The sequence below is a fragment of the Mesorhizobium liriopis genome, assembly GCF_024053505.1.
In the GTDB taxonomy this organism is placed as follows: domain Bacteria; phylum Pseudomonadota; class Alphaproteobacteria; order Rhizobiales; family Rhizobiaceae; genus Mesorhizobium_B; species Mesorhizobium_B liriopis.
Genome location: NZ_JAMXQS010000001.1, coordinates 212,632 through 237,884, shown reverse-complemented (window position 1 = coordinate 237,884; position 25,253 = coordinate 212,632). Strand labels below are relative to the sequence as shown.

Genomic DNA, 25,253 nt, shown 5'->3' with positions numbered 1-25,253 from the left:
AGACAAAAAGCAGTCGGGAAACGTCCTTGTCCACCACGTCATTGTCCACGCCGGTCATACAGTTCGGAACGAGCCGATTCCTGCAAGCCCATGCGGATTTTTTCATCCACGAGGCGCGGGAAGAGGGACAGGACGTCGGGCCGGTCACGGTGGTGGCCGGCAGCGGATCGGCGGGAAACCGCGAGCGGCTCGCGGCATTCAACGATCCGGCTGGTTATCCGGTGATCGTGCGCGGACTGGAGGACGGCGATAAGATCGAGCGGCATGTGCAGGTGCGCTCGGTCACGCGTGGGATCGACGCCGAGGCGGATTGGGCCGAGCTGAAGCGGATCTTCGTGGACGAGGCGCGGTTCGTGATCTCGAACACGACCGAGACCGGCTTCACGGTGCCGGACGGGTTGCGGGTCGATCCCGTTGCTGATTGCGACGCCCCTCCCCCGAGCTTTCCGGCCCGGCTGCTCGTGCTGCTTGCGGCACGGCATCGCGCGGGCCGGGCTGGGCTCGTGGTGCTGCCGACCGAACTCGTCGGGCGCAACGGCGAGACCTTGCGCGGGGTCGTGCTCGGGCTGGCGCGCTCAAGCGGAGCGTCGGAAGAACTCGTCCGTTTCATCGCCGATGACTGCGTGTTCGCCGACAGTCTCGTGGACCGGATCGTTTCGACGCCGCTCGAACCGGCGGGGGCCGTGGCCGAGCCCTATGCGCTCTGGGCCATCGAGAGGAAGCCCAAGCTGACGCTGCCCTGCGCGCATCCGGCGATCCGGGTGGTGGACAGCCTCGAGCCGTTCGAACGGCTGAAGATCCATATCCTCAATCTCGGGCATACGGTGCTGGCCGATTGGTGGCTCGGCCATGGCAGGCCCGAGGGGCTGACGGTTCGCGAAATCCTCGAAGACCCCGAAGCGTGGGCGCGGCTGGATGGCATCTACGGACGCGAAGTTCTGCCGGGCTTTCGGGCGAAAGGCATGGGTGACGAGGCGGAACTCTATGTCGCCACCACGCTGGAACGCTTCCGCAACCCGTTTCTCGACCATCGCCTGAGCGACATCGCCACCAACCACGCGGCCAAGATCGAGAAGCGCGTGGGTGGCTTCATCGCATGGGTCGGGGGCGCGGCAGCGCTGCCCGAACTCGAAACGCTTTTCCAGAAATCGCAAGGATACGTCGCAGCATGAGCCTGCCAGCCGCAATCCTCCTCGCCCCTTCCGACAATGTGGCGGTGGCGAACGGACGCCTCGAACCGGGCACGGCGCTGCCGGGCGGGGGCGCGACCCTTTCGGCAATCGAACCCGGCCATAAGGTCGCGGTGCGCGCGATTTCCCAGGGCGAGGCCGTGGTGAAATATGCGCAGGCGATCGGCCGCGCGACCGCGACAATCGTGGCCGGCGAGCATGTTCACAGCCACAATCTCGTTTTCGAGGCGGGCCGCCTGCCGGTGCAGGCGCCGGGCGAGGCGGAGGCGGCATCGAGCAGTGATCGGGCGCGCACCTTCATGGGCTATCGCCGCGCCGACGGGCGGGCGGGCACCCGCAACTTCATCGGCATCATCGCAAGCGTCAACTGCTCGTCCACCGTGTGCCGGTCGATTGCCGAGGAAGCCAACCGGACGCTTCTGCCCAAGCATCCCGGCATCGACGGCTTCGTGCCGATCGTCCACGACCAGGGCTGCGGCATGAGCGGCACGGGCGACGGGATGCGCGTCTTGCACCGGACGCTGGCCGGCTATGCGCGGCATCCGAATTTCGGCGGCGCGCTGATGGTGGGCTTGGGCTGCGAGGTGAACCAGCTGACGCTTTACGGGCAACAGGGCCAGGCCCAATCCAAGCGGCACTTCAACATTCAGGATGCGGGCGGCTCGCGCAAAGCCGTCTTGCGCGCGATGGGCGTGTTGAACGAGATCGCGGAAGAAGTGGGCAAGCTCAAGCGCGAGCCGATCCCGGTGTCGGAGATCGTGGTCGGCCTGCAATGCGGCGGGTCGGACGGCATGTCGGGCATCACGGCGAACCCGGCACTGGGTGCTGCGGTGGATATTCTGGCAGGCGTGGGCGGCACGGGAATCCTGTCTGAGACATCGGAAATCTATGGCGCGGAGCATCTGTTGGCGTCTCGCGCGTCGAGCCCCGAGGTGGCCGAGAAACTCGACGGGCTGATCAAGTGGTGGGAGCGCTATGCGGCGATGCATGAGGCCTCGCTCGACAACAACCCCTCGCCCGGCAACAAGCGCGGCGGGCTGACGACCATTCTCGAAAAATCGCTGGGTGCGGTCGCGAAAGGCGGCTCGACGCCGCTGAACGCGGTCTATGGCTATGCGGAAAAGGTTTCTGCGCCGGGCCTCGTCTTCATGGACACGCCGGGATACGACCCTGTTTCGGCGACAGGACAGGTGGCGGGCGGCGCCAACGTCATCGTCTTCACCACCGGACGCGGCTCGTGCTTCGGGTGCCGGCCGACGCCTTCGCTCAAGATCGCCTCGAACTCCGCGCTCTATCAGGCGATGGAAGAGGACATGGATCTCGATTGCGGACCGATCGCGTCGGGCTCGAAGACGATCTCGGGGATGGGACGCGAGATTTTCGAGCTGATCGTGGCAACCGCATCGGGCCAGAAAACCAAGAGCGAAGACTTCGGCTACGGCGACAACGAGTTCGTGCCCTGGCATCTGGGCGCCACGCTCTAACTATGGGAGACCATTTGAAAATGTTCTCGGGTCGGTCCGACGGTTCTTTTCGCCGCCCGCTTCGTTGCCGAGCCTCGCCGATGCCGCTGGCATCGCCTGCGTTCGTCGCCTCGCGGATCAGCAAAAATCCCTCGCCGGCCCTCAACCGATAAATTCTTAAACAGTCTCCAGACGCATCATTTCGGAGAGATTCCTATGAAAACGCGCCGCGTCGGTCGCACCGATCTGCATGTGACCGAATATTCCTTCGGCACGGCACCCTTGGGGAACATGTTCCAGGTGGTGTCGCGCGAACAGGGCATGGATGCGCTCGAGGCCGCGTGGGAAGGCGGGATGCGCTATTTCGACACCGCGCCCCATTACGGGTTCGGGCTCGCCGAGCGGCGGGTGGGCGACTTCCTGCGGGGCAAGCCCAAGGACGAGTGGGTCCTCTCCACCAAGGTCGGACGCCTGCTCTCGCCGGTGCCGGAAGACCAGGTGCCGCAGGTGGGGTTCGTCGACCCGCTGCCCTTCAAGCTGACCTACGATTATTCCTATGACGCCATCATGCGCTCGGTCGAGTTTTCCTATGCGCGGCTGGGGCTCAACCGCATCGACATCCTCTACGTGCACGATATCGGCTCCTACACGCATGGGCCGGAGAAGACGGAGGAGCATCTGCGCCAGCTCATCGAGGGCGGCGGTATAAGGGCGCTGGAGGAGCTGAAGAAGGCGGGCACGATCCACGCGTTCGGGCTGGGCGTCAACGAAACGCAGATCTGTCTCGACGTGATGGCGCGGGCGGATATCGACTGCATCCTGCTTGCCGGGCGCTACACGCTGCTCGACCGCACGGCCGAGGACAAGCTCTTGCCGCTGTGCCGCGAAAAAGGCACGTCGCTGGTGATCGGCGGGGTGTTCAATTCGGGCATTCTTGCCACCGGCCCCGTTCCCGGCGCGCATTTTGACTATGGGGAAGCGCCCAACGACGTGCGCGAGAAGGTCGGGCAGATGGAAGAGGTTGCGAAAAGCGGCGGCTACGCGCTGCCGGCGGCGGCCCTGCAGTTTCCGCTGCATTCGGAAGAAGTCGCGACGGTGCTGGTGGGCTCGTCCAAGCGGTCGAGCCTCGAGCGCAACTTCAAGCTTCTGGAAACGCCGATCCCCGACAGCGAATGGGCGAAATATGATGCGCTGACGGTGAAGCAGGTGCTGCCGGACCGCGCGGTGCGGGAGTAAACGGGACGGCACGAGCCGCGCAGCCGGGGCCGTGCTACAGCCACCCATCACGCTCTGATCGACAAATTCGGCTTTGCTTACACAGGCTGCTGCTTTCCACGTCTATTGCGTGGGCCTGCGCCCTGCATGGAGCCGGCGGTGGCGCTGGCCGCACGACTGTTGTAAAGGCTGCACCATATTGCATGCCAGATCGCTTTGCGCGACAGCCAGCTTTTTGTGCCCCGAATTGAATTACGAGCTTTCGGCTCATCTCTGAAAAGAGTGTTTTTGCCATGCCCCTAGCGTCATCGATCTCCCTGCCGGGAAGGATCTGGCTCATTGTTCTGGGCGCCGTTCTTCTTCTGGCCGGCGCGTTCTTCGTGGTCGGCGGCGGCACGCTTCTGACGCTGGGCGGCAGCTGGTACTTCGTGATCGCCGGGCTGCTGATCTGCGTGGCGGGCATTCAGGTGATCCGCGGGCGGCCCTCCGGGGCATGGCTGTTCACGCTGGTTTTCATCGGCACTGTCATCTGGTCGGTCTGGGAAGTCGGCTTCGCGTTCTGGCCGCTGGTGTCGCGGCTGTTTGCCATGGCCATCGGCCTCGTCTTCGTGCTGCTCAGCCTCCCTTTGCTGCGCCGTGCTTCCGATCTCCCTTTGCGCTCCACGCCTGCCTTCGGCGCGGCGGGGGTGCTTGCCGTTCTCTGCGCGGCGACGGCCTATGGCATGTTCATTCCTCACCCCGAGGTGAAGGCCGCCGGCACCACCACGCTGAAGGCGGTCGATGCCGCAGCCGAACAGCGGAACTGGTCGCATTACGGCAATGATGCCGGTGGCACGCGGTTCGCCGCGCTCGACCAGATCACGCGCGAGAACGTGTCCGACCTTCAGGTCGCCTGGACCTATCACACGGGCGACACGCCGCTTTCGCCGACCGGCAACGAGGCGGAAGACCAGCAGACGCCGTTGCAGATCGGCGACCGCGTGTTTCTCTGCACGCCGCACAACAACGTGATCGCGCTCGACGCCGATACGGGCAAGGAAATCTGGAAGAACCAGATCGATGCCAAGTCCTCGGTCTGGAACCGCTGCCGCGGCCTGTCCTATTTCGACGCCACGGCGCCGCTCGAACAGCCGACCGCGAACGGGGCCACGCCCGTGACCCCGGCCGTGGTCGCGCAAGGCGCGCTCTGCCAGCGCCGCATCCTGATGAACACGATCACCGCCGAGCTGATCGCGCTCGATGCCGACACCGGCGCCTTCTGCCCCGATTTCGGCAATAATGGCCGCGTCGATCTGAAAGAGGGCCTGGGTGCCGCGCCCGATCCGCAGTACCAGCTGACCTCGCCGCCCACCATCGCCGGCACCACGGCGGTGGTCGGCGGCCGCATCGCCGACAATGTGCAGGTCGATATGCCGGGCGGCGTGGTTCGCGGCTTCGACGTGATCACCGGCGCGCTGCGCTGGGCGTTCGATCCGGGCAACCCCGCGATCACCCAGGCGCCGCCAGCCGGTCAGAGCTATACGCGTTCGACGCCCAATGTCTGGGCTTCGATGACCTATGACCCGACATCCAACACCGTGTTCATGCCGGTGGGCAGCCCGTCGGTCGATCTCTGGGGCGGCACACGCACCGAACTCGACCACAAATACGGCGCGTCCGTCGTGGCGCTGGACGGCACCACGGGCCAAGTCAAATGGGTGTTCCAGACGGTGCACAACGACCTTTGGGACTTCGACGTGCCGATGCAGCCGACGCTGATCGACTTCCCCGCAGCCGACGGGGCCACCACGCCGGCCGTGATCTTCGGCACCAAGGCGGGCCAGATCTATGTGGTGGATCGCGCGACCGGAAAGCCGCTGACCGAGGTGACGGAGCAGCCGGTGAAAGCCGCGAGCATCGCCCGCGAGCAATACTCCCCCACCCAGCCGCGCTCGGTCGGCATGCCGCAGATCGGCGCGCAGACGCTGACGGAGGCCGACATGTGGGGCGCGACGCCCTTCGACCAGCTCCTCTGCCGCATCGCCTTCAAGGGCATGCGCTATGAGGGGCTCTACACCGCGCCCGACACGGACCGCTCGCTGTCCTTTCCCGGCTCGCTCGGCGGCATGAACTGGGGCGGCCTCTCGGTCGATCCGACCACCGGCTACGCTTTCTTCAACGATATGCGGCTCGGCCTCTGGGTGCAGATGTTCCCTCAGGAGCCGCAGGAGGTCGCGCAGAGCAACAGCAATCCGACCGGCACCAACCCGCCCGAAAAGAAGGCCGAGGAAAACAATGGCGGCGAAGCGCCCAACACCGGCATGGGCGCCGTGCCGCTGAAAGGCACCCCCTACTCGGTCAACAAGAACCGCTTCCTGTCGCAGCTCGGCATTCCCTGCCAGAAGCCGCCTTTCGGCACGCTGACGGCGGTCGATCTCAAGACGCGCCAGATCGTCTGGCAGGTGCCTGTCGGCACGGTGCAGGACACCGGTCCCTTCGGCTTCAAGATGCGCGCGCCAATCCCGGTCGGCATGCCGACGCTGGGCGGGACGCTGGCGACGCAAGGCGGGCTCGTCTTCATCGCCGGCACGCAGGACTACTATCTGCGCGCGTTCGATTCGGGCACCGGCACGGAAGTCTGGAAAGCGCGCCTGCCGGTCGGCAGCCAGGGCGGGCCGATGACCTACAAGTCGCCCAAGACGGGCAAGCAATATGTGGTCATTTCGGCGGGCGGCGCGCGCCAGTCACAGGACCGAGGCGATTACGTGATCGCCTATGCCCTGCCCCAATGAGGCAGACCAGACCGCCCGCTCGATGAAGGCGCACAGAGCCGGTCCCCTGGACCGGCTCTGAACCGGCAAACCCGCTTCAACGGGTCGTGCCGTGCCCAAGGAGCTTTCGGCGCGACCGCTTCCGGATCGAAGGTTCGATCCGGGACGCGGGCAAAGCTCTATTCCGCCATTGTCGCTCCCCTTTTGCCGGCATCGCGCCGGTTACATTCGCCACGGGCAAGGCCCGACCCAGGCCAGCGCCCTTCGCCGCCCCGCCCCATCCGCAGCAGTCCACAACACTGCGTTCGAGCCGCTTGCGTGCGCCTCACAGATTGGCTACCAATCTTCCTGCGATTGTTTTTTATCGATAAAGCTCCATACGCGGCCCGACGCATGGAGCCGGGAGGACTGTTCGGGCTTCAGGGAGGAAATTGCATGACTGGTTTGAAGAACAGGATCTCGCGGCGCGCCTTCGGGCTTCTGGCGGCCGCCTCGATCGCCGCGGGGACGCTGGGCGTGGGGCCGGCGCTGGCGCAGCAGCCGACGATCCCGATCATCGTGAAGGACACCACGTCCTTCTACTGGCAGATCGTGATGGCCGGCGCGCGCGCGGCCGGCAAGGAGCTCGGCGTCAACGTGCCGGAGCTCGGCGCACAGGCCGAGACGGACGTGAACGGGCAGATCTCGATCCTCGAAAATGCGGTGGCCGGCAATCCGGCGGCGATCGTGATCGCGGCGACCGAGGCCAAGGCGCTCGGCAAGCCGATCGACGAGGCGGCGGCCAAGGTGAAGGTGGTGGGCATCGACTCGGCGGCCGATTCCAAGGCATTCACCTCGTTCCTGACCACCGACAACGTGCAGGGCGGCCGCGTCGCGGCCGACGGCTTGGCCGCAGCCATCGGCGAGGCCAATGGCGGCAAGATCGAGGGCGACGTGGCGCTGATCACCGCGCAGCCCGGCGCGGGCTCGCTGGAACAGCGCGCGCAAGGCTTCAAGGAGCAGCTGGCCGCGAAATATCCGGGCCTGAAGCTGGTCGCCGACCGCTATGCCGACGGCCAGGCGACGACCGGCCTCAACATCGCGACCGACCTGATCACGGCCAACCCGAACCTTAAGGGTATCTTCGCATCCAATCTGATCATGGCGCAGGGCGTAGGCCAGGCGATTGCCGAGAACGATCTGGGCGGCAAGGTCGCGCTGGTGGGCTTCGATTCGGACGAGAAGCTGATCTCGTTCCTGAACCAGGGCGTGATCTCGGCGCTGGTCGTGCAGGACCCCTACCGGATGGGCTATGACGGCATCAAGACCGCGCTCGCCGCGTCCAAGGGCGAAAAGGTCGAGGCCAATGTCGACACGGGCGCCAACCTCGTGACCAAGGCCAACATGAAGGAGCCCAAGATCGACGCGCTCCTCAATCCGAAGCTGAATTAAGCTTGCTCAACAGCAGGCGGGGGCGCACGCTCTCGCCTGTTTTCTTGTCGGCGCTGGTTTTGGGAGGAACCGGAACATGTCTCAAGCGGCTCTCAGGACCGATGATGCACTCGCGCGAGGGGCGCCTGCGCCGATCCTCGAACTCAAGGGGCTGGAGAAGCGCTACCCCGGCACGCATGCGCTGAAGCCCGTCGATCTCGCTTTTCTGCCCGGCGAAATCCATGCCGTGGTGGGCGAAAACGGAGCGGGTAAATCCACGCTGATCAAGCTCTTGACCGGCGCCATCGTGCGAACCGGCGGCGACATGATCTGGGAAGGCCGCTCGGTGCCGCTTTCCACGCCGCTCGAGGCCCAGGCGCTGGGCATCAATGCCGTGCATCAGGAAGTGGTGCTGTGCCGGCACCTGTCGGTCGCGGCCAACATCTTTCTGGGCGATGAGGAAACGCGCTACGGCCTTTTGAGGCAGCGCGCGATGGTGCGCGACGCGCAGAAGATCCTCGACGATCTCGGCTTCCACCTGCCGGCCGGCGTTATGCTCGGCGATCTGACCATCGGCCAGCAGCAGCTTGTGGCGGCAGCCCGCGCCACCGTGCGCGGCACGAAATTCCTGATCTTCGACGAACCCACCGCCTATCTGACCCGTCGCGAGGCCGAGCAGCTCTTCGCGCTGATCCGGCGGCTCAAGGCCCAAGGGGTCACGATCATCTACATCTCGCACCGCATGGAAGAGGTGTTCGAGCTGGCCGACCGTGTCTCGGTTCTTCGCGACGGAACCTATGTGGGGACGAGGGCAATCGGCGAAACCGACGAGCCCGAGCTGGTGCGGATGATGATCAACCGCTCGCTCGAACAGATCTACCACAAGGAGCATTTCGCGTTCGGCGCGCCGATCGTGGAAGCGCGCAACCTTTCGGGCAAGGGCTTCGAGGATGTCTCGATCACGGTGCGCGAGGGCGAGATCGTCGGGCTCTACGGGCTGGTGGGCGCCGGGCGCTCGGAGTTCGTGACGACGCTTTACGGGCGGCACGCGAAGAGCGCGGGCTCCATTCACTGGCAGGGCAGAGAAGTGGATATCCGCTCCGAGCACGATGCGATCAAGCTCGGCATGGCGCTGGCGCCCGAAAGCCGGCGCGATCAGGGGCTTTGTCTCAACCTGCCGGTGGGGTTCAACATCAACCTGCCGGTCTACAAGCGCATCAGCGCCAATGGGCTGATCTCGAACGGCGAGGAAAAGCGGCAGGCCGAGCAGCAGATCGGCGGTTTGCGCATCAAGACGCCGACGCGGCATGCGCTCGCTTCCTCGCTGTCGGGCGGCAACCAGCAGAAGATCGTAATCGGCAAATGGCTCAACCACGGCGCGAAGCTCTTCATCTTCGACGAGCCGACGGTCGGCGTCGATGTGGGCACCAAGGCCGAAATCTATCGCCTGTTCGGCGAGCTGCTGCGCAACGGCGCCGGCATCATCCTGATCTCGTCCTACCTGCCGGAAGTCTATGAACTGGCCGACACGCTGCATGTGTTCCGGCGCGGGCGGCTGGTGGCCAGCCACGGCTTCCGCGCGGCGACCGACGAGACCGTGCTGACCGAAGCCATTGGCAAGGCATAAAAAGAGGGGGAACACGAATGTCCACGGAAACGGCCGCCGCGCCTGAGGCCCCGCGCAAGCGGCGCAACTTCAACGTGCTGTTCGGGCTGACACTTCTGGCGCTGCTGGTGGTGCTCTGGATCGTCTTGTCGATCGCCACGCCCTCCTTTGCCTCGCCCGTCAATATCGCGAACCTGTTGCGGCAGGGTTCGATGATCGCGATCCTCGCGGTGGGGCAGACCTTCGTCATCATCACCGGCGGCATCGACCTGTCGGTGGGTGCCGTGGTGGGCTTCTCGACGGTGGTGACGGCGCTCATGATCAATGCCGGCTGGCCGGTCTGGCTGGCGGTGGCGACCACGCTTCTCGTCGGCATCGGCATCGGCGTGTTCCACGGCTTCGGCATCGTGAAGATGGGCCTGCCACCCTTCATCATCACGCTCGCGACGCTCACTTCGCTGCGCGGCATCGGCCTCTTGATGACCAACGGCAACTCGATCAACATCCAGAGCGAAGCCTTCCAGACCTTCTCGCGCGGCTCGTTCGGCGGTGTGCCGAACCTGTTCTGGATGGTGATCCTGGTGGGCGTGCCGGCCTATGTTTTTCTCCAGCACACGCGCTGGGGGCGCTATCTGTTCTCGGTGGGTTCGAACGCGGAAGCCGCGCGCCTGTCGGGCGTGAACGTCAATCGCACGATCTACATGGCCTATACGCTGTCGGGCCTCTGCGCGGCCTTCGTGGGCGTGCTCCTGGCGTCGCGCATCGGCATCGGCAACCCGACGCAGGCCGAGGGCTGGGAATTGCAGGCCATCGCCTCATCGGTGATCGGCGGCACCTCGCTGTTCGGCGCGGTGGGCTCGGTGCATGGACCGCTGCTGGGCGCCTTCATTCTCGCGACCATCAACAATGGCGCGAACCTGCTCAACGTGAACTCGTTCTGGCAGCGCATCATCACCGGCGTCCTGATCATCGTGATCGTCTATTTCGACGGATTGCGCCGGAAGGGCGGGCGGTGAGCGCGCAGGCCTTGGGGGCGGAAGAGCCCGCCACGCTGGACGCGCTGGTTTGCGTCGAACCGGGGCGGCTGGAACTGGCGCAGCGGCCGGTGCCGGAGGCCCCTCGCCCCGGCTGGGTGCTGGTGGATGTGGCTTATGTCGGCATCTGCGGCACGGACTACCACATCTATGAGGGCAAGCATCCGTTTCTCGCCTATCCGCGGGTGATGGGACACGAGATTTCGGGGCGCGTGGCGGCACCGGGTGATGGCGTTGCCTTGCAGGTCGGACAACCGGTGATCGTGAACCCCTATCTCGCCTGCGGCCATTGCGTGGCCTGCCGGCAAGACAAGCCGAATGCCTGCGTGGCAATCGAAGTCCTGGGCGTGCATCGCGATGGGGCGATGGCGGAACAGGTGCTCGTGCCCGAAAGCAACCTTTATCCGGCGGGCGACCTCTCGCTGCGCGAAGCGGCGACGGTGGAATTTCTGGCGATCGGCGCGCATGCCGTGCGGCGCGCGCAACCGTGGGCAGGCGCGCGGGCGCTGGTGATCGGAGCCGGGCCGATCGGGCTCGGCACCGCACTCTTCGCGCGCATCGCGGGGCTCGATGTGACGCTGCTCGATACCAGCGCCGAACGGTTGGCGTTCGCGCGGGAAGAACTGGGCTTCGCGACAATCGACGGCAGCGCGGATGTTCCGGCTGTGGTGGCGGCGCGGACGGATGGGGAAAGCTTCGATTTCGTGTTCGATGCGACCGGCAATGCGCAGTCGATGCAAGGGGCGTTTGCCTATGTCGCGCATGGCGGCACGCTAGTGCTCGTCAGCGTGGTGAAGGACGCGATCGCCTTCTCCGATCCAGAATTCCACAAGCGCGAGATGAGCGTGGTCGGCTCGCGCAACGCGACGCGCGAGGATTTCGAGCATGTGGTGCGCTCGCTCCGCGAGGGGCTCGTGCCGGTGGCCAAGCTTCTGACGCATGAGACGACGCTGGGCGGGGCGATAGCGGATCTGCCGCGCTGGGCCGCGACGCGCGCAGGGCTCGTGAAGGCCTTGGTGAAGGTGGGCGGGTAGAAGCGGCAGGGCCTTCCGTTTCTGATTTCGTGCCGTGATCCGCGCGCCGCTCGTGCGGGATGGTTTCGGTCGGCTGCGCCGAATTTCCTCTTTCGGGACGGACATCGGCCCGGCAATGCCTAGATGAGTGGCGAACCAGTCAACAGAGGACGGACCCCATGACCGAGCAACCCCGCATCACGTTCAATGACGGCCATTCGATCCCGCAGATCGGGCTCGGCGTGTGGCAGACGCCCAATGACGGCGCGGCGGATGCCGTGCGCACCGCGCTCGAAGCCGGTTACCGCCACATCGACACGGCAGCCGCCTACAACAACGAGGAAGGGGTGGGCGAAGGCATTCGCGCCTCGGGTCTTGGCCGAGACGAGGTGTTCGTCACCACCAAGATCTGGAACGAGGACCAGGGCTACGACCAGACGCTGAAGGCGCTGGATGCGAGCCTCAAGAAACTCAAGCTCGATCAGGTGGACCTCATCCTGATCCACTGGCCCTCGCCCCATCGCGATCTCTACGTCGACACCTGGCGGGCGCTGATCAAGGCGCGCGAGGACGGCAAGGCGAAGTCGATCGGCGTGTCGAATTTCGAGATCGAGCATCTCGACCGCATCGTCGAGGAAACGGGCGTGACGCCGGTGCTCAACCAGATCGAGCTGCATCCCGGTTTCGAACAGAAGCGGTTGCGCGCGGCGCATGCCCAGCGCGACATCCGCACCGAAAGCTGGAGCCCGCTCGGCCAGGGCAAGACGCTGTCCGACCCGGTGATCGCGGGAATCGCCGCGAAATACGGCAAGACGCCCGCGCAGGTCATCATCCGCTGGCACCTCGACAACGGGCTGATCGTGATCCCGAAATCGGTGACGCCGAGCCGCATCAAGGAAAATTTCGACGTGTTCGGCTTCAAGCTGGATTCGGGCGATCTGGAACGGATCTCAGGGCTTGAGGATGTGGGCGGGCGCATCGGGCCGAACCCGATGACGGCGACGTTCTGAGGGCCAGTGCTTCCAGTGGAAGGGGGCGTTGTCGCGCGTGGAGGCGTCGGGCTTCGGGTCGAGGGCGGCCCACTCATGCCTCCCTCCCATAGCCCGGCAAACTTCCACCCGGACCTACTTTTCGTCGCCAGCCTCCCCACCCTCCGCCGCCTGCAACCCTTCGGGCCGCTCGTCAGCCGCACCTTCCCGCCGCGCCCGCGTCTGGCTCTTGCGGCGGGCGAGGTTGGCGCGGAGCGCTTCGGCGAGGCGCGCTTTCTTGCGGCGCTCGCGTTCCTCGTCCTCGCTCATTTTCCAGCCCCGTTCGCTCTTTTCAGTTTCCCGCTCATAGCACCTTGCACGGCAAACAGTGATATGGCAGAAGCCCGCTCACTCGCGGCGCTGCGGTAGCTCAGTGGTAGAGCACACCCTTGGTAAGGGTGAGGTCGAGAGTTCAATCCTCTCTCGCAGCACCATCCTTTCCCCTTGAAAAGGCTTGAACCCCTCGAACAGCATGGGTTCTGCTACAATCTTCTGCTACAAAGTCTGCTGCAAAACTCGGCCGAATGGGGAGAGTAGCTAGTGGCGAGGACAAGCACCAAGCGGTTGCCCGCTCACATGATCGAACGTGGTGGCCGCTATTCCTCACGCATCATCGTGCCGGTTGAGCTTCGGCCCTTCGTCGGCAAGTCGGCTTTGTGGAAGGCGCTAGGCGGCGACCTCGCCGTTGCCAAGCAGCGGCACAAGCTTGAGCTTGGTCGGCTTCAGCAGAGGATCGGCGAGGCAGAACGGCGCCGGGCTGCGGCGACAAACACCTCTGCCCGCGAGAACCGCTATCCCCTTACGCCCGAGCAGATCGGCCGGCGCGTTTATGATGAAGCGCTGATGACCGATCAAGCTTGGCGGCAAAGCGAGTTTTCAAAGCTCTACACGCTGCAGCAGATCGATTGGGATGAAGCAAGGCGCTTCCGCGACGGCTTTTCAGGAAGGCTGACCGACGATGAGATTCAGGAGCTTGTCGGCCTGGATGTTGCGCGCTTCCGAAAGGCCGGCAACCACGACGCGCCATTCGGGTCGGATGAGTGGCGTCGTATTGCGCAGGTGATTTGTTATGCGCGCGCTCAGGCATTTGTCCGCCAAGATGAGCGGAACGAAGGCAACTTCACGGGCCAGCCGGACACACCTTTCCTCGCGGATGAACCCAAGGAGGTCAACGCCCTACCAGTCTCACTACTCGGGCTGCTTGATCGCTACCTGAAGCAGACCGAGACTGGTGAGCAGAAGAGTGGTGCCCGGAAGCGCTGGACACCCGTCTTTCAAAGCCTGAAGCATTATCTCGGCCATGATGATGCGAACCGGCTCACGAACGAAGATGTTCAAGGCTGGCTTGATGCTTGTTCGAAAACGTTGTCACCGAAGACGATCAAGGATGTTTACTTCGCAGCTTTGCGCGCTGTGATGAACTGGGCGGTAGGCAATAAGAAAATTACAGTGAACCCAACTTTAGGGGTTCGCCGCCGAAAAGTTAACACCGTCCGCGAGCGCCCAAAAGGCTTCACAGAAGCGGAAGCCCTCACGATCCTGAAGATCGCCAGCAATTACAAGCCAAAGCCCGACGCCAAGGGCAAGGTGCGCGAGCATGCGGAATTGTCAGCAGCAAAGCGGTGGGCGCCATGGCTCGCCGCGTTCACCGGCGCCCGCATTGCGGAGCTGACGCAGCTCCGCAAAGAGGACGTGCGCGTGGAGGGCGGCATCCACTATATGCGCATCACACCGCAGGCCGGCAGTGTGAAGACAGGACAATACCGCGACGTGCCACTCCATCCCCAGCTTGTTGAGCGCGGATTTCTCGAGTTCGTAAACGCATCTGCCGGTGGCCCGCTGTTCTTCAAGGGCGGCAGCCGCGATGCCAAGGCTGGCGCGAACATGGTTGCTGGACGCGTGTCGCAATGGCTTCAAAAGGAGGGCGTGATCCCAAAGAGTGTGCAGCCAAATCACGCTTGGCGCCATCGGCTGATGACAATTGGGGAAGAACTTGGGATCAGCCGGCGCGTGCTGGATGCTATTGAGGGTCACGCCTCGCGGACTGCCGGCGAAAGTTACGGCGATGTGACGTTGAAGGCGAAGCTGAATGCGATCAGTGCACTACCTTACTACCAAGTAGATTTCACCGCTGAGGATTGTTTCGGAAACGGACTTCCACATGAATCGGATCGCTGCTGATCTCGATTTTGCATTTTGGGTTCTTACATTATTTAGCGCATCCCCTATACTTTCTTACTATAACTCACTTTAACGCAATCGAGTGAGTTGATTATGAATAAAACTAGAAAGCCGTTCTCTGACACAGAATTGGTGCATTTCTTGGAGAAGTGCATTCTGCAATGCAGTGCGGTGAAAAATCAGTCAGAAATTGCTCGCGAGGCAGGGTTCAAAAGGCCCAATATGCTTTCGATGATCAAAACAGGTGAGTCGAAGCTGCCCATCGACCGCGTGCCAGCCCTTGCAAAAGCTCTGGACTGCGACCCGGTTCGACTTCTAAAGCTTGCATTCGCTCAATCCAATGACAAGACGACGATGGAGACGATCGACGTCATCTTCGGCACGCTGGCAACCGCAAATGAGCGGGTATGGCTAGACGCTATTCGTGATGCATCTGGCATCACCGATCCTGCCTTGACGATCCGTGCCAAACGTTTGATCCGAGCGCTGTTTGGGGCTTCGTGATCGTAGTGCTCGCCCTGTGCGCCGGATCTTGTTTACCTGGCATGAAGGATCAACATGCTGGTGGCGCAACTGGAAACGGCTGAGTCCCCCTCGCGGGACTCATCGAACCTCTGTTCGAATACGTGGCGATGCTGGGCCATCCATAAAACAGCGATGTCCTAGGAATGGGCAGCAACTACGATCCGGATGCCTCCCGCTGCCGACAGAAATGAGCGTTTACCCTCCGCTCCTCGCGGGAGGACAACCATACCGTGTGTAAAGAAAGTGTAAAGATAGGGCTGGACAGACCCCTCTCTACAAGCCCCATTCTTTACACTCTCTGTCAAACGTGTTTCCCGAAATAACTCTCTTCTTTGCACTATCTTGGCACTATCTTGGCACTATCTTTACATCTAAGGGCCGATTCCGCGTTTTTTGAATTTTTGACAAGAAACTGTAAAGTTCGGGCCTGAGCTCAATCTTCCGCTCGTGATGCACACGTTACGAGAGCATGGCGAACTCGACGATATGCATGCCTCCAGCAAACCTGCTCCGGCTTAGCTCCTTAGCACAAGACGCCTGCACTGCGTTGTCTGAAGCAGCAGTGGGTTGGGGTGCTGGTCTCGTTCAAGTTTTCTGACCAGTAACCCACCAAGGTCGATTGCTGCGCACTCGGACGACGTATGCATCTACATCTGTCGGCTGTCCTGCGCAGCTAAGGCCATCAAGCTCCCGACCAATGCGCATTTTTCGCAATCGGTGACCCAACCATCGTCAAGTGTCCCGATTGAAAATAAACAACCCGACGGCAGAAGGGTCTTCTCCTACACTAAAGCATCAATTGAACATGCTCAGGAGAAAAGCAGATGGCTCGCACCATTGGGCTACCGCAAGAAATCTACCTACAGGTCATGCGCCTTGCTGATCTGTCCGGACTGTCGATCGTCGACCTCGTGTCTAAACTCGTCAAGGCTGAAGCTCTATCTCGCCGCCTGCCTCTCGAGCTGCCTTGCTGGAGGGTCAAAAGCGATGAGCAAGCCGTCATCTTCGAGTGTGCAGATGCCGGTATCCATCGTCGGTGGAGTTTGGAAACGGCGCGTCAGGCAGCAGACACTCTGGAGGGCTTGAGCGTTCAACCTCCTGCTTCGAAGCCGTCTTCAACGCTAGTCGTTGCCGACCTGCTGTTCGAGCGCCGCGGTCCAGGCGTGCGAATCCGCTGCAGCCTGACTGGTGCAAGTCGGATGATGGCGCGATGTGTGGCGGTCGAATTGGCAGCGCTGCTCCGCCATGCCGCCGACGTCTCTGCAATTTGATGCTTTAACCTGACAGCCGCGGCGACACTGGTCTGCCGCAGCCCAGCCTTTTCGATGATCCCCATGTCCAAAATGCCTGCGCTTCTGGCGCCACCCTTTCGGCTGCGCTCTGCCCGAGCAACGCACCCCGCGTTGGTGCTGGCTTCACGACTACTGCGCCTCCTGATTCAACCGGGATGGGCGTGCCGATGACTGCAGAGCAGAACGCGCAAAATTATGCACGGGCTGGCCGTTGGAGCGCCCCATCAGCCGGACAGCAACGCAGTGACCGAACCACATCCCGCACCGGCCGCAGGGCGAAAAGACCAAGGAAATCAGTTGAGCGTGACGCGCGTAACGCTCGGACGATGCAGAAGCTCGATCCACGCCGCCACGCGCGACCTGGATTCGGTTTAGTTGCTGCACCCATCTCTCCTTCTGCCACCTCTCAGGCGCGTGCAGACAAAGGCGGAAAGCTCTCAAAGCGCGGGAGGGCCGACGCACGAGACACTCGTCGACTGGCAGCATGGCGCGACACCGGTGACGTTCTCAAGATGAAGGCCATGGCACGGGTGTGGGATGAGACCCGGCCGGTGCTGGCATTCAGCCTTAATCTTGGGCGCGACATCGAAGCTAAAGCGATGGTGAAGCCTACGAAAGCAAAAAGCTTCCTTCACGAGCGCCTCACTAAAGCGATCCTACGTCACCTAATGGTTCCAGCCGAGTTCGCCTTCGTGGTCGAGTTCACAGAGGCTGACCGCCTTCATATTCATGGCATCATCTTCATCGACAGTAGCCTGTCGAGGCAAGCAATGCAGGCATTGAAGGATGCAGGCGGCACTTGGGGCGCAGCACACTCTGAGCGGCAAGCTGATCTGCGACCGCTTTGGAGTGGGGATGGTTGGGCCAACTACCTCGATAAGACAGTTTCGAAGACTAAGAGGATCCTGGGCATCAAGTCAGTGCTTTCTTCGACGCGAGAGCTGCAAAGGGCAGCAAAGGGATATTGGGGAAGCCTGCGGACCCGAGAAAAGAAAGTGCGGCGTTGTGATGTCTGATCTCCAGTTTTTCGCCTCTTCAACTCCTGTGGACGCGATCACGCTGGGGTCGGCTCCAGAATGAGACACAATGCGCACGACAGGTTAATCACTGCCCTTGCGTAACAGCGAGGTGCGTGTAGTCACAGTTGCAGCGGCTCGGTTGTATTCGCTAGCTTTGCTCGTGGATGGGAGACCGCCGCTATGTCAGATTTTTTAGTTGGTGATCTCGTTCGGGTGAGAGGGCGCCGTTGGATCGTGGAAACCGCTGTCAGCGAACGCGGGCGCCTTGGAATCGATACTCTCGATCTAGCCTGCATGGATGACGATGCGCAGGGCGAGCGCCTGCGCGCAGTCGTCGGCGGTGAACTCGATCTCACCCGGCTCTCCAATGATATGTGGAGCGAGATTGCTCGCGAAGGCCCCGACAACCCTCAAGTCCTCGCAGCGCATTTGCGGGCTATAAAATGGCGGTCATCTACGGCAGCAGACCGAAATTTGTTTCAAGCCCCATTTAGAGCAGGAATCAGGCTTGATCCCTACCAACTTCTTCCACTCGCCAAAGCGCTTCGCCTTCCGCGTGTAAACCTCTTGATCGCCGACGATGTTGGTCTCGGCAAGACTGTTGAGGCCGGGTTGGTGCTTCGCGAGCTCCTCTTACGTCGGCGCATCGACTACATTGTTGTGTCCGCACCGGCAGCAATGACGGCACAGTGGCAGGACGAGCTCGCCCAGAAATTTGGTCTGAGCTTCACCATTGTCGACCGCGACTACCTTGCAAGCGTTCGACGCGCTCATGGCTTTTCGGCCAACCCATGGACAGTCGGCTCACGCTTCATCATCTCGCACAGCCTGCTTGGCGACGAGATTTACCGCGACGGCCTTGAAGCACAGCTCGGGAACTTCCGTCCGCGTGCTATGCTGATCCTCGACGAGGCGCATCATGCGGCCCCGGCGAGCGGAATTGCCTACGCTACAGACAGTCAATTCACGCGTGCGATCCGCGGCTTGGCGGAGCGATTCGAGCACCGCCTGTTCCTGTCTGCCACACCGCACAATGGTCACTCCAACAGCTTCTCGTCGCTACTCGAGATCCTTGATCCGCAACGCTTCACCCGCGGCGTCCCGGTCGAACCGGATGACTTGGAGCCCGTGATGGTGCGGCGCCTCAAAAGCGATCTTCTCAAGCTCAAAGTGTCAAAGTTCCCCGAGCGACGTGTCGAGCCAATTTTGATTGATGGCCTGCCGGCCGACGCGCCGGAGCTTATCCTGTCGGAAATGCTGGAGCGTTATCGTTCCTGGTGCGAGACAGGCCTGCAGGGCACGGCGCTCGGGCAGGCCCGGTTCCTGATGTCGGGGCTGCAGCAGCGGCTTCTTTCATCCATCCCGGCTTTCGCGCGCACGTTGCGACGGCACCTCGAAACGTTGAAGCGTCATCGAGACCGACCACTCCGCAACCAGCCGGCCCCGGTGGCCGCATTGTTGGCCTTCCCGTCACAGCCCGATGAGGCAAATGACTACGCGTCCGAGGCCGACCTCTTAACGGCGCTCCAGGTGCAGGAGGACGAGATCGCAGACGCCGCGACGCAAAGCGTCGCTCCTGCGATTCAGAGCCTCGACGGTGCCATCGCTCAGGTGGAGTCGATGCTCGTCGTTGCAAGTGCCAATGAGCGCCGCCCGGACGCGCGCATCCGCTGGCTGGTAGAGTGGATCCGCACCAATATGATGGCGGGCGAGAGGAACTGGTGCGATCGCCGCCTGATCCTTTTCACAGAATGGGAGGACACAAGGATCTGGCTGGAGCGCCAGCTCATCGCCGAATTCGAGGACACTGACCGCGGCCGGGAGCGGATTCTCACCTTCACCGGCCTGACAAGCGCCGACCGCCGTGAAGCTGTGAAGCTCGCCTTCAACACCGACCCTGCACGCGAACCGGTCCGCATCATGCTGTGCACGGACGCCGCCCGCGAAGGCATCAACCTCCAGACGCGTTGCCACGACCTGATCCACGTCGATCTGCCCTGGAATCCTTCCAGGCTCGAACAGCGCAATGGGCGCATCGACCGCAAGCTCCAGCCGTCGCCTGTCGTCACCTGCCGCTACTTCTTTTATCGCCAGCGGCCGGAGGATCGCGTGTTGCAGGCTCTCGTCCGCAAGACCGAGACGATCCGCGAGCAGCTTGGTTCTGCTGGGCAGGTCTTGAGCGAGCGCGTCGAGAAACGCCTCAAAGCGGGCGGCATCGCGCGGGGCACGGTCGAGCGGCTAACACTAGACATCGAGGGGGAGGAAGGTGATGCCGCCGCCCGCCTAGCGCGGCAGGAGATGGCCGACGGGACAGACCGCCGCCTTGCTCGGCTGAAGCGCGAGCTCGCCCTGCTCGACCGCGATCTGGAGAGTGCCCGCAAGCGGGTGGGCATCGAGCCGGACGAGCTCAAAGGTGTGGTCGAAACGGCGCTTAAGCGCGATGGCGTGCCGCTCGCGCCGGCTACAGACGCTCCAATCGGGCACGCTTTTCGGCTCGACCCCACGCTTCCCGCATTCACGCGCGACCACAGCTGGAACGAGTTGTTCGACGAGTTGCGCGAAGGCCGACCGCCAAAGCCGAAGCAGCTCGTGGAATGGCGTGCGAACAAACCCATTCGCGCCATCAGCTTCGACGCTCCGGTGCTGCCTGACGGGCGCGACGCCGATGGAGTCGTGCACGTTCACCTCGAGCATCGCTTAGTGCGACGGCTGATCAACCGTTTCGTGAGCCACGGTTTCCAAGCCGGCCTGAACCGCGCCAGCGTGATCTACGGCCCCGGCTCGCAAACACGTGTCGTGCTAGTTGGCCGGCTGGCACTCTACGGGCCTGCCGCGGCGCGCCTGCACGAAGAGATTATCGTTATCACCGCGATCAAGAGTGAAAGTAGTCTGCGACCGCTAGGCGAGCGTGGCGAGCAGACCACGCTCGAGGCGTTGGAAGAGGGCTTGAACGGCGCATCCGTTCCGCCGCGGGAGATCGTGCAGAAGCTGCTTAGCAGCGTGAAGGAGGACCTCGCTGGCTTACGTCCTGCGCTTGAAGCCCGAGCAAAGGATGCAGCCGCGATCGCTGCAAGAGACTTGGCAGAGCTCGCACAGCGCGAGGCCGCCTCGCTAGAGGCGCTGCTGACCGCCCAGCGCGACCGCATCCGTGCTTTGGCCAATGACAGGAACGCGCTGCAGCTCGAGTTCGACCTTGCCGACGCGCGGGAGCGGCGACAGCGCGAGGCGGATCGCCGGCACTGGACTACCCGGCTGGAAAGCATCGAGCGGGAGCTCACGCAAGAGCCGACTCGGATCGCTGCTTCGCTCGCCATCCTTGCCGAGCGGCTGGAGCCGCTTGGCATCGTTTATCTCTCGCCGAGGCAGGCATGAACGCGTTCGCTCACGTCCAAGCCGATCCGCAGATTGAATGGCTGCTCCATGTCGGTTCCGTCGGGCTGGTCATCGGCCCAAACATCATCCGCGAGGAAACGCTTTACCCGCCGCCACAGCGAGAGCTGGAAACCCGGGCGGTCAAGGACCTGCTCGGCGACGAGAAGGACTGGCATGACGACGAGCCAGCCCTGATCGATCCATGGGGCTTCTTCAACGAAATCCTGGATTGGGACGCAGCTCATGTCGCTGGCGCCCCCGGCGGGCCGCCACTGCCGGACAGTCTCGCCGTGCGTGTGCCCGAGCATGATGTGACCCTCGCGCCAGATTGGGCCGTGCGTGAACTAGGCGGCAGGGGCGGGTTCCAGCTCCTCGTGAAGCTTCTTCCAGACCTTGACGCAGACCAACGCGCAGCGTTGCCGGGTTGGGAGGCAACGCCTCACGCGCAATTTGAGCGGCTTTTGCGCGAGAACCGTGACGCTGACGGTCGCAACGCCTCAATTGGCGTGTTGGTCGATCGCCGGGAGATCCGCATAATCTACGCTCCGCGTGGCGAAACCTCGGGCTGGCTGTCGTTTCCCGTCCGGAGCCTCGGGACTGTCGCGGGTCGCGCCATGCTCGGCGGGCTCAAGCTGATGCTCGGTCACGCCCGGCTGTTTACGGAAGCAGAAGAGCGTCGCCTGCCGCGCCTCCTCGCCCGTTCGCGGGAAGCGCAGAACGAGGTCTCGACGGCACTCTCTCGCCAAGTGCTGGGTGCCGCTCACGAACTGCTGCGTGCCATGCATGCCGGAGACCCCGAGCGCATTGAGCGCCTCGCGCGCGACCGCTCTGAGCATCTCTACGAAGGCTTGCTGACCACGCTGCTCCGGCTCGTGTTCCTGCTCTTCGCCGAGGACCGCGACCTGATACCGGCCTCGCGCGAGCCGGCGTCGATCGAGCTCTACGAGCAGAACTACTCCGTGCGCGGCCTCTACGCGAAGCTTGCCGAAGACCGCGCGCTGCATGCAGACACGATGGATGAACGCGTCGGCGGGTGGGGGCGGCTACTCGCGCTGTTCCGTATGGTGCATGGGGGATTGGGCGATTGGATCGTCGCTCGTGGCGGCAAGCTGTTCGACCCCACCACCTTCCCGTTCCTTGAAGGCCGCGACGACAGCGAAGCTCTTGGCGCGGCCCGCGTGCTGCCTGTGCGCGACGGCGCGATCCTCAACATCCTCGAAGGGCTGATGACGCTGGAGGGCCCAAGTCTCGCCGGCGAGCGGGTGCGGGAGCGCATCTCCTACCGCTCGCTGGACGTGGAGCAGATCGGCTCGGTCTATGAGACGGTGATGGGCTTCAAGGTGGAGCCCGCTCCCGAGCCGGTATTAGCGGTGAAGGGCGAGAAAGACTTGCCTGTCTTCGTCGCGCCCGGCGCGCTGGTGAAAGCGAAGGAAGCGGAGCGCCAGAAGCTGCTCAAGGAACAAGGCGTCGCCCCGTCGGGCAAGCGGCTTGAAGCCATCAAGAAGGCAGCCACGCTCAACGAGCTGACTATGGCGCTCGCTGCCATCCGCGACAGACGCGGCTCGCCGGACGGCGGACTGACGGCGGCGGGCGCCCCGGTGCTCCAGCCGACCGACGAGCGCCGCCGCTCGGGCAGCCACTACACGCCGCGCGCACTCACCGAGCCCATCGTGCGACACGCGCTGGAGCCGGCCTTCGAGCGCATCGGTGAAGCGGCGACGCCCGACCAGGTGCTCGACATCAAGGTCTGCGATCCCGCCTGCGGCTCCGGCGCTTTCCTGGTAGAGGCCTGCCGGCAGCTGGGCGAGCGTCTCGAAAAAGCCTGGGGCCATCACCCCGCGCTTAAGCCTGCTATCCCTGCCGACGAAGACGAGGCCCTGCACGCCCGCCGCCTAGTGGCGCAGCGTGCCCTCTATGGCGTGGACAAGAACCCGATGGCGGTGGACCTCGCAAAGCTCTCGCTCTGGCTCGCCACGCTCGCCGCCCGCCACGAGTTCACCTTCCTTGACCACGCCGTGAAGTGCGGCGACAGCCTAGTAGGGCTGTCGCGCGCTCAGATCGAAGCGGCGCATTGGGACCTTTCCAAGCCGCCGTTGCCGCTGCTGAAGGGCCTCGTGCGCGGCAAGATCAACGAGGCGGCCACTGGCCGTCGCGACATCCAGTTCGCGCCCGACGACACGGCTCGCGCCATACAGGAAGCGCGTCACCGGACGGTGGAGCGGCGGCTCGACGAGCCCCGCATGTATGGCGACGCGATCGTCGCCGCCTTCTTCGCAGCGAACAAACCGCGGGCGCGTGAGCTCAGGCGCCAGGAGGTCGAAGGCCTTCTCAGCGGCATGAGCGGCAATGCAAACGAGGAGAAGATCGCAGCGGTTGCCACCACGCTTCGGCACGGCGAGCATCCGATCCGGCCGTTTCACTGGGAACTGGAGTTTCCCGAGGTTTTCTCGCGAGACAATCCGGGCTTTGACGCGATCGTAGGCAACCCGCCTTTCGCCGGCAAGAACACGACGGTCGCCGCCAACCGCGACGGCTTTCTCGATTGGTTCAAGGTGATGCACGAAGGTGCGCACGGCAACGCCGACCTCGTGGCACATTTCTTTCGCCGGGCGTTCGTGCTTCTGCGCTCAGGTGGCTGCTTTGGCCTGATCGCGACCAACACCATCGGCCAGGGCGACACACGCGCGACAGGTTTGGCCGCAATCTTGGGCATGGGCGGCCGCATCACCCACGCCAAGAAGCGGGAGCCATGGCCTGGTGAGGCAGCGGTGATTGTTTCCGTCGTGCATGTGGCCAAGGAGGGACGGCGTTTTGTTCTTACACCAACCGTAGCCAGCGCAAGGAATGGTGGGGAGACGCTGCCCATCCTAGACGGCCGCCGGACGTCGCGTGTCTCGGCCTACCTCGTGGAAGGCGCGATGGACGGCTCGCCCGAGCGGTTGGCGGCGAACGCCAGGAAGGCATTCCAAGGCTCCATCTTGCTCGGCATGGGCTTCACTTTCGACGACGTGGCGGCGGCCAAGGGCACGTCGGAGCCGATTGCGCGGATGCACGAACTACTCGCGAGGGATGAGCGAAATGCCGAGCGAATCAAACCCTATCTCGGCGGCGAGGAGGTAAACAATTCGCCTACCCACGCGCACCACCGCTTTGCCATCGACTTCGAAGATTTCCCGCTGCGCCGCGACCCAGCGGCGATGTATCCGTGGCGCCAACTCACTGAAGAAACGCAGCGAGCGAAGCTACGCTTGGGCATAGTTTCAGCCGACTATCCCGACCCAGTGGCGGCAGATTGGCCCGACCTGCTAGAGGTCGTGGAGCGGCTGGTCTTACCAGAGAGAGCAAATAATCCAGACCGATCTAGGCGAGAAATCTGGTGGCGCTACACTCGGCGGACGCCAGGGCTACTCCGCGCAACCGATGGAATGCAGCGCGTTCTCTCTACGAATTGTGGGGCTGCACCTCACATGGCTTTCACGCAGCTCACTTCTGGAATGAACTACGCGAACACGCTCGCAATCTTCGCCTTCCCCAATCTCGCCCCCTTCGCTGCTCTACAATCCCGCGTCCACGAAATCTGGGCGCGGTTCTTCTCGTCCACCCTTGAGGACAGGCTACGCTATGCCCCCTCCGACTGCTTCGAGACCTTCCCCTTTCCCGAAAACTTCGAGATCGACTCCGCGTTGGAGGCGGCGGGCCAAGCCTACTACGACCACCGCGCCACCCTGATGATCGCCCGCAACGAGGGCATGACCAAGACCTACAACCGCTTTCACGACGCGCGTGATAACGCCCCCGACCTCACCGCCTTGCGCGATCTCCACGCCGACATGGACCGCGTCGTGCTACGCGCCTACGGTTGGGATGACCTCGCCGACCGGGCCGCGCCCGCGTTCCTCACGCCCGACACCGAGGACGATCACACCTACCAGGGCCGTCTCTTTTGGCCCAACGCCTTCCGCGACGAGGTGCTCGCCCGCCTGCTCGAACTCAACGCTGAGCGCCATGCTGAGGAAGTCCGCCTCGGCCTTCACGCAACACGCTCTCCCACGAGGCGTGAGGATGATGAGGACGGAGGAGACGAATAGCAAACCGGCGGAAACATTAATCTTGCAATTGTGGATATGCAAGATTATGTAGCATCAGCCAGGATGC

Annotated in this window: 16 protein-coding genes and 1 tRNA gene; 16 read left to right on the top strand and 1 reads right to left on the bottom strand. The window is 63.3% G+C overall.

The annotated features are described in order from the left end of the window. Nucleotides 1-26: 26 nt before the first annotated feature. The 9 genes from NGM99_RS01135 to NGM99_RS01095 all read left to right on the top strand — a co-directional run bounded on the left by NGM99_RS01135 (nt 27) and on the right by NGM99_RS01095 (nt 12,691). On the top strand, nt 27-1,172 hold the full coding sequence (locus NGM99_RS01135; RefSeq protein ID WP_252815207.1) for a mannitol dehydrogenase family protein: 1,146 nt from the start codon (nt 27-29) through the stop codon (nt 1,170-1,172). Further along, entirely contained in the window at nt 1,169-2,674 is a 1,506-nt protein-coding gene (locus NGM99_RS01130; RefSeq protein WP_252815206.1) for a UxaA family hydrolase, read from the top strand. The genes NGM99_RS01135 and NGM99_RS01130 overlap by 4 nt, the downstream gene beginning before the upstream one ends. A 195-nt stretch (nt 2,675-2,869) precedes the next feature. Next, nucleotides 2,870-3,889, top strand: coding sequence for an aldo/keto reductase (locus NGM99_RS01125; protein ID WP_252815205.1), 1,020 nt, complete (start codon nt 2,870-2,872; stop codon nt 3,887-3,889). A 272-nt stretch (nt 3,890-4,161) separates the two neighbouring features. Next, nucleotides 4,162-6,639, top strand: coding sequence for a glucose/quinate/shikimate family membrane-bound PQQ-dependent dehydrogenase (locus NGM99_RS01120; protein WP_252815204.1), 2,478 nt, complete (start codon nt 4,162-4,164; stop codon nt 6,637-6,639). A gap of 414 nt (nt 6,640-7,053) precedes the next feature. Then, a complete protein-coding gene (locus tag NGM99_RS01115; protein WP_252815203.1) occupies nt 7,054-8,049 on the top strand; it encodes an ABC transporter substrate-binding protein in 996 nt (331 codons plus the stop codon). Nucleotides 8,050-8,125: 76 nt separating this feature from the next. After that, a complete protein-coding gene (locus tag NGM99_RS01110) occupies nt 8,126-9,655 on the top strand; it encodes a sugar ABC transporter ATP-binding protein (RefSeq protein ID WP_252815202.1) in 1,530 nt (509 codons plus the stop codon). Between the two features lie 17 nt (nt 9,656-9,672). Next, the gene (locus NGM99_RS01105) at nt 9,673-10,650 is read left to right on the top strand and encodes an ABC transporter permease (RefSeq protein WP_252815201.1); all 978 of its coding nucleotides are present in this window, start codon (nt 9,673-9,675) and stop codon (nt 10,648-10,650) included. Nucleotides 10,651-10,685: 35 nt separating this feature from the next. Continuing rightward, complete coding sequence (locus NGM99_RS01100; RefSeq protein WP_252815807.1) at nt 10,686-11,702, top strand: zinc-binding alcohol dehydrogenase family protein; 1,017 nt, start codon at nt 10,686-10,688, stop codon at nt 11,700-11,702. Nucleotides 11,703-11,860: 158 nt separating this feature from the next. Continuing rightward, nucleotides 11,861-12,691 (top strand): aldo/keto reductase, encoded by an 831-nt coding sequence (locus tag NGM99_RS01095; protein WP_252815200.1) that lies wholly within the window; start codon nt 11,861-11,863, stop codon nt 12,689-12,691. A 114-nt stretch (nt 12,692-12,805) separates the two neighbouring features. Here NGM99_RS01095 and NGM99_RS01090 read toward each other — a convergent pair whose 3' ends face one another. Then, nucleotides 12,806-12,979 (bottom strand): hypothetical protein, encoded by a 174-nt coding sequence (locus NGM99_RS01090; protein ID WP_252815199.1) that lies wholly within the window; start codon nt 12,977-12,979, stop codon nt 12,806-12,808. A gap of 89 nt (nt 12,980-13,068) precedes the next feature. On the opposite strand from NGM99_RS01090, the gene NGM99_RS01085 reads away from it, so the two are divergent. The 7 genes from NGM99_RS01085 to NGM99_RS01055 all read left to right on the top strand — a co-directional run bounded on the left by NGM99_RS01085 (nt 13,069) and on the right by NGM99_RS01055 (nt 25,186). Next, nucleotides 13,069-13,143: transfer RNA gene (locus NGM99_RS01085), tRNA-Thr, on the top strand. 142 nt (nt 13,144-13,285) lie between these two features. Next, entirely contained in the window at nt 13,286-14,890 is a 1,605-nt protein-coding gene (locus NGM99_RS01080) for a site-specific integrase (RefSeq protein WP_252815198.1), read from the top strand. Between the two features lie 93 nt (nt 14,891-14,983). Then, entirely contained in the window at nt 14,984-15,394 is a 411-nt protein-coding gene (locus NGM99_RS01075) for a helix-turn-helix domain-containing protein (RefSeq protein ID WP_252815197.1), read from the top strand. 845 nt (nt 15,395-16,239) lie between these two features. Further along, the gene (locus tag NGM99_RS01070; RefSeq protein WP_252815196.1) at nt 16,240-16,686 is read left to right on the top strand and encodes a hypothetical protein; all 447 of its coding nucleotides are present in this window, start codon (nt 16,240-16,242) and stop codon (nt 16,684-16,686) included. A gap of 347 nt (nt 16,687-17,033) precedes the next feature. Then, nucleotides 17,034-17,723: a hypothetical protein gene (locus NGM99_RS01065; RefSeq protein WP_252815195.1), complete on the top strand. Its 690-nt coding sequence runs from the start codon at nt 17,034-17,036 to the stop codon at nt 17,721-17,723. Between the two features lie 183 nt (nt 17,724-17,906). Next, a complete protein-coding gene (gene drmD / locus NGM99_RS01060; protein WP_252815194.1) occupies nt 17,907-21,098 on the top strand; it encodes a DISARM system SNF2-like helicase DrmD in 3,192 nt (1,063 codons plus the stop codon). After that, nucleotides 21,095-25,186 carry an Eco57I restriction-modification methylase domain-containing protein gene (locus NGM99_RS01055; RefSeq protein ID WP_252815193.1) on the top strand — a complete coding sequence of 1,364 codons (4,092 nt, stop codon included), beginning with the start codon at nt 21,095-21,097 and terminating at the stop codon, nt 25,184-25,186. The genes drmD and NGM99_RS01055 overlap by 4 nt, the downstream gene beginning before the upstream one ends. Nucleotides 25,187-25,253: the final 67 nt, after the last annotated feature.

Bases quoted from the DNA above. Each gene is read 5' to 3' on its own strand.
- NGM99_RS01130 (WP_252815206.1), top strand. From the start codon at position 1,169: ATGAGCCTGCCAGCCGCAATCCTCCTCGCCCCTTCCGACAATGTGGCG.
- NGM99_RS01110 (WP_252815202.1), top strand. From the start codon at position 8,126: ATGTCTCAAGCGGCTCTCAGGACCGATGATGCACTCGCGCGAGGGGCG.
- NGM99_RS01115 (WP_252815203.1), top strand. From the start codon at position 7,054: ATGACTGGTTTGAAGAACAGGATCTCGCGGCGCGCCTTCGGGCTTCTG.
- NGM99_RS01125 (WP_252815205.1), top strand. From the start codon at position 2,870: ATGAAAACGCGCCGCGTCGGTCGCACCGATCTGCATGTGACCGAATAT.
- NGM99_RS01055 (WP_252815193.1), top strand. From the start codon at position 21,095: ATGAACGCGTTCGCTCACGTCCAAGCCGATCCGCAGATTGAATGGCTG.
- NGM99_RS01120 (WP_252815204.1), top strand. From the start codon at position 4,162: ATGCCCCTAGCGTCATCGATCTCCCTGCCGGGAAGGATCTGGCTCATT.
- NGM99_RS01065 (WP_252815195.1), top strand. From the start codon at position 17,034: ATGCAGAAGCTCGATCCACGCCGCCACGCGCGACCTGGATTCGGTTTA.
- NGM99_RS01080 (WP_252815198.1), top strand. From the start codon at position 13,286: ATGATCGAACGTGGTGGCCGCTATTCCTCACGCATCATCGTGCCGGTT.
- NGM99_RS01095 (WP_252815200.1), top strand. From the start codon at position 11,861: ATGACCGAGCAACCCCGCATCACGTTCAATGACGGCCATTCGATCCCG.
- drmD (WP_252815194.1), top strand. From the start codon at position 17,907: ATGTCAGATTTTTTAGTTGGTGATCTCGTTCGGGTGAGAGGGCGCCGT.
- NGM99_RS01070 (WP_252815196.1), top strand. From the start codon at position 16,240: ATGGCTCGCACCATTGGGCTACCGCAAGAAATCTACCTACAGGTCATG.
- NGM99_RS01090 (WP_252815199.1), bottom strand. From the start codon at position 12,979: ATGAGCGAGGACGAGGAACGCGAGCGCCGCAAGAAAGCGCGCCTCGCC.
- NGM99_RS01105 (WP_252815201.1), top strand. From the start codon at position 9,673: ATGTCCACGGAAACGGCCGCCGCGCCTGAGGCCCCGCGCAAGCGGCGC.
- NGM99_RS01075 (WP_252815197.1), top strand. From the start codon at position 14,984: ATGAATAAAACTAGAAAGCCGTTCTCTGACACAGAATTGGTGCATTTC.